The 4,135-nt window shown below is 37.6% G+C and carries 3 protein-coding genes and 1 pseudogene; 1 reads left to right on the forward strand and 3 read right to left on the reverse strand.

Features of this window, described 5'->3' with window-relative positions; all coding sequences use genetic code 11:
* Positions 1-1,541 (reverse strand): histidine-type phosphatase (locus tag RTR63_RS11545; RefSeq protein WP_312524393.1); only part of this gene is annotated, 1,541 nt, incomplete at its 3' end.
* Between the two features lie 178 nt (positions 1,542-1,719).
* Here RTR63_RS11545 and RTR63_RS11550 point away from each other — a divergent pair.
* Positions 1,720-2,515 (forward strand): annotated as a pseudogene (locus RTR63_RS11550) (IS5 family transposase).
* Between the two features lie 102 nt (positions 2,516-2,617).
* On the opposite strand, the gene RTR63_RS11555 reads toward RTR63_RS11550, so the two are convergent.
* Positions 2,618-3,421, reverse strand: a complete 804-nt coding sequence (locus tag RTR63_RS11555; RefSeq protein WP_312524395.1) for an acetoacetate decarboxylase family protein — start codon at positions 3,419-3,421, stop codon at positions 2,618-2,620.
* 338 nt (positions 3,422-3,759) lie between these two features.
* A complete protein-coding gene (locus RTR63_RS11560) occupies positions 3,760-4,059 on the reverse strand; it encodes a uroporphyrinogen decarboxylase/cobalamine-independent methonine synthase family protein (RefSeq protein ID WP_312524397.1) in 300 nt (99 codons plus the stop codon).
* Between the last annotated feature and the right edge of the window lie 76 nt (positions 4,060-4,135).

Here is a 4,135-nt window from a genome sequence, read left to right on the forward strand (position 1 = left end):
CTGGGCTTAAATAGGGTTTCTTTCTCATTATATAGCATTTTAACTAAAACTTTATTGTTACCATTTTTATAAATATCCCACTGCATGTTAGCTGCCATAGGTGATATATCCACCCCACGCCACGAGCTATTTTGATAATTATAAGTTTGTGTTAGTGGTAAAGGCGACATCATGTTTTTTAATTCAAAAGAGGTTGCTAATGGAATCATAATCTCAGCATGAGTAAAGCGTAAAACCGCTACATTATTTTGATTGCCATCAATAACTTTATCTACTTGAGTAAAGAAATCTTGTTTCAATCCTTTCGCCATGGTTGATGTCACATTACCAGATTCACTAAAACTTGGTCCTTTCTGGTAAAAATCATTGGCATCATTAAATTGAGCATAATATTCGGCAGCGGACAGAGGCATATATTTATTAAAGCTTGTAGCTCCTAACTCATCTGCCATGCCACCGTTAATTGAGTAAAGTTCATATAAATACGCAGCGGCATCGACAGCAGTTGCAATCGTATTTTTACCTTTCCCAGTTTCAGTTAGTACTTTGCCATCAGGTGCTGTAGCAGTAATACTTCCTTGATTACTGAAAGTATAGCCAATTTGTCCCAACTTATTAATAAATTCAGGTTTAAATAAAGGTGTTAATACCTGCACAGCAGTATCTTGTGCTTTTTTATCACTATTGATCAGGCTAAGCTTTTGCTGTAAGTCTTTATTATTCGATTCAAATTCTTGATAATTCTGACTAGCTGTGTAAATTTCATAATTAGGGTCAGTGCTCATCGTCACTAAATCATCAGTGGCGTTTAGACTATGGAAATACAATAAGAATCGATTTACACCGTCATCAGTGATACTTGGCAAACTATTTTTACTTAACTGAGTGTAACTCTGAGGGGTAACTATCGATTTTAGTGAAGGTTGTTTAGTTATTAACTCGTTGGTAAAAAACTTAGCACTGTCTACTGCACGGTCTACACCTGAGCTGACTACTTGAATATGTTTTTGATTGGTAGCAGCTTGATTAAATAGTTCCGGTAACCGTTGTAATAATCTATCTGCGATACCTCGATGTTCTTTGATACCAATACGGGTTTCATTCCCATACCCTGGTTTGCTAATCCCTTCAACGCCATAGCCAAGTAGAATATTGGTTGTCATCATTTTTTGCAAATCAGGTCCTAACTGCTCACCCAAGCTAGTTAAGGCGCCCTCTTCTTTTGCTTTTAGCCATAAATTATATAAAGCTAAATCATATTTTAGGCTTGATAGTCCACGTGAGCCATGTCTTGCAACAGATTCTGTAAAAACCGCATTATACCCTGTGGGAGCCCTCTCGTAACTAGTGGTATCTTGTTGAGGCTGATACGGTGTTTTGGTTTGGTAAAATTTTTCTTCAACTTTAGGTATGGTTGGTGAAGATGGGTTTGATGGGGGATAATTAAAAGATGATGTATTTGAGTTATTATCATCATTACAGCCAACTAATAACATCGATAATGTTAAGCTTGATAATAAAAATTTAACAGAATTTTGCATAAGTTAATCTCATAATAAATATTCTGTAGCCTAATCCATAAATATGACAAAATAATGTATGCTGAAAAAAACGGAGAAAACACTGGGTAGAGATTATCAAGCAGTCTTAGAACCTGTTCACGATTAGAAAATATGCTAGGATAAACTACATAATTGATTAATAACCGAATCAATCACCATGAGAAAAGCCTATCCAAGCGACATTAGCCGAAAACAATTTGAGTACATATTACCCATTCTAGAAAGTGCTAGGAAGAAGACCAAACCAAGAACGGTTGACCTTTATGACGTATTCTGTGGGTTATTGTATGTAGTCAGAACAGGTTGCCAATGACGACAGCTGCCCCACGACTTTCCCAAATGGCGCACCGTCCACGCCTACTTTCAGAAATGGAGCGAGCTTGACGAAGAAGACAAAAGCATTCTTGACCAAGCCTTAAAAAAAATTGGTCAAAAGAGCGCGAAAGAAGCACAAACGCAAGGGTAAAACCAGTTTTATCATCATCGACGCCCAAAGCGTTAAGAACACAGATACCGCTAAGTACAAAGGCTAGGATGCCGGTAAAAAAGTATCAGGGATTAAACATCATATTGCGGTAGATAGCCAAGGCTTACCGCATGCTATCTGTATTACCACTGCCAATATCACCGACCGTGAGGGTGCTAAAACGTTACTTCGTCAACATGCTAAACGATTAAGCCGCGTAAAAAATGTGATGGTTGATGGCGGTTATCGAGGTGAGCCATTTGCTAATAGTGTTAAATCTATTTTAGGCGAAACCGTTACCACAGAAGTTGCCAAAAGAGATGAATTGCACACGTTTAAAGTCATACCAAAGCGATGGGTTGTAGAACGTTCGTTTGCTTGGCTTGAGAAAAATAGACGCTTATGGAAAAACTGTGAGCGTCTTTTAAATTCGAGCCTTCAATTTACCAGTCTTGCTTTCATCGCTTTGTTATTGAAGAGATTGTGAACAGGTTCTTAGAAGCGGGTAAAACCCGACAAAATTCCTGAACGTGCTATTATTCCGTTTTCTGTGGTGACCTCTATAAGCAGGTTTTTGAAGTTCGAATTATCAATCAAAAATTACGCCTTCATTTAAACGCAATTGCAAGCTATCAGTAAAGGTGACTGAAAAAGGTGTCGCGCCATTTAACTCAAGGCTATTGAGCCTTTGTGTCATTGGGTGAGTGTTCGTTGAATCAACACTTAGCTTAAGATTACCTTTAGTGGCAATTTTAGCGCCATTTAATGTACGTGTATCTGCGGTTGCCCTTATTAACGCATCATTTAACATTGAATATAAAACTAAGTCTGCCCAAGGGGCGGTAACTGAGACGCCGATCGTACCTGATAATGACAAGATGGATGTTTGAGGATTCTCTGGATGTTTGACAGAACTACTAAAATCCTTATCGTTTAAATTAAAATCAATATCGGTGACGAATTTCGGGTAGCTCCATAATTCTTTACCTGCACGACACGCAGCTTCAGTGGTTACCGGTAAATCACAAATCCACATACCGGTATTGCGTCGATCTGGTGGTAATGTCATTTCCATCAATGGATGAGCAGGTGTGTCTTGGTCTGCAGGATAGACAAGCATACTCGATGCAACTTCGTGATAAGGCTCGCCATCAGTTAATTCACGATAATCATAGAAAGCTAGACTAAATAGCGCTTTATTGCCTATAAGCTTGGCAACCTTTAACTTTGGATTGTCCAATACACTGACTGCTTTGTCATAATCCACCATAAAAAAAGCAATCAGGCTTGACACATCAAAGTACTTAATAGGCAGCTGAGCTTGACCTTGTGACATCTGTCTTGTGTGGGTGGCTTGTTGAAAAAATGGGTCAGCATGCCATTTATTATTCACGTTTTTATTCATTATCATAGGTTAAGTACCTTTTTTATTATCAGGTTGTTTTTAAGCGGTTTTATTTAAACATGACAATAAAAAAGTATAAAGTATTGTTGTGTAAGGTAATGCGTTCTACTCAATTAATTTAAAGTTTGGTAGGCATAACTAAATCTGATATATGCTGAAAAACGGAAGAAAATATTTGGTAACCTAGAATACTAAACAGAAGTTTATCGTGACTAAGAAAAGAATACAGTTAAACATTCAAAGCTGAATCCATCGTCAAATTCAAAGAAAATAACAGTAACATCAATCTACCAAGTTTTTTTCTCCATTGTTGACAGCAGAGGTCACTAGTTACCCCATACCTCATCAGCAATCTCTTTAATTAAATCGAGTTTTGCCCATTGAGCTTCTTCAGTCAAAATATTACCTTCTTCGGTTGAGGCAAAACCACATTGGGGACTTATACATAACTGGTTAATATCTACAAACTGGGCTGCTTCTTTAATCCGCTCAATAATAACGTTTTTATCTTCCAAATCGCCTGTTTTTGACGTGACCAGACCTAGTACAACTTGCTGATTTTTGATATGTTGTAACGGTGCAAAATCTCCCGCGCGTTCACTATCATATTCTAAGAACCTGTTCACAATCTTTTCAATAACAAAGCAATGAAAGCAAGATTGGTAAATTGAAGGCTCGAATTTAAATGACGCTCACAGTTTT

It is taken from the genome of Moraxella sp. CTOTU47724 (genome assembly GCF_032014955.1).
Lineage (GTDB): Bacteria > Pseudomonadota > Gammaproteobacteria > Pseudomonadales > Moraxellaceae > Faucicola > Faucicola tetraodonis.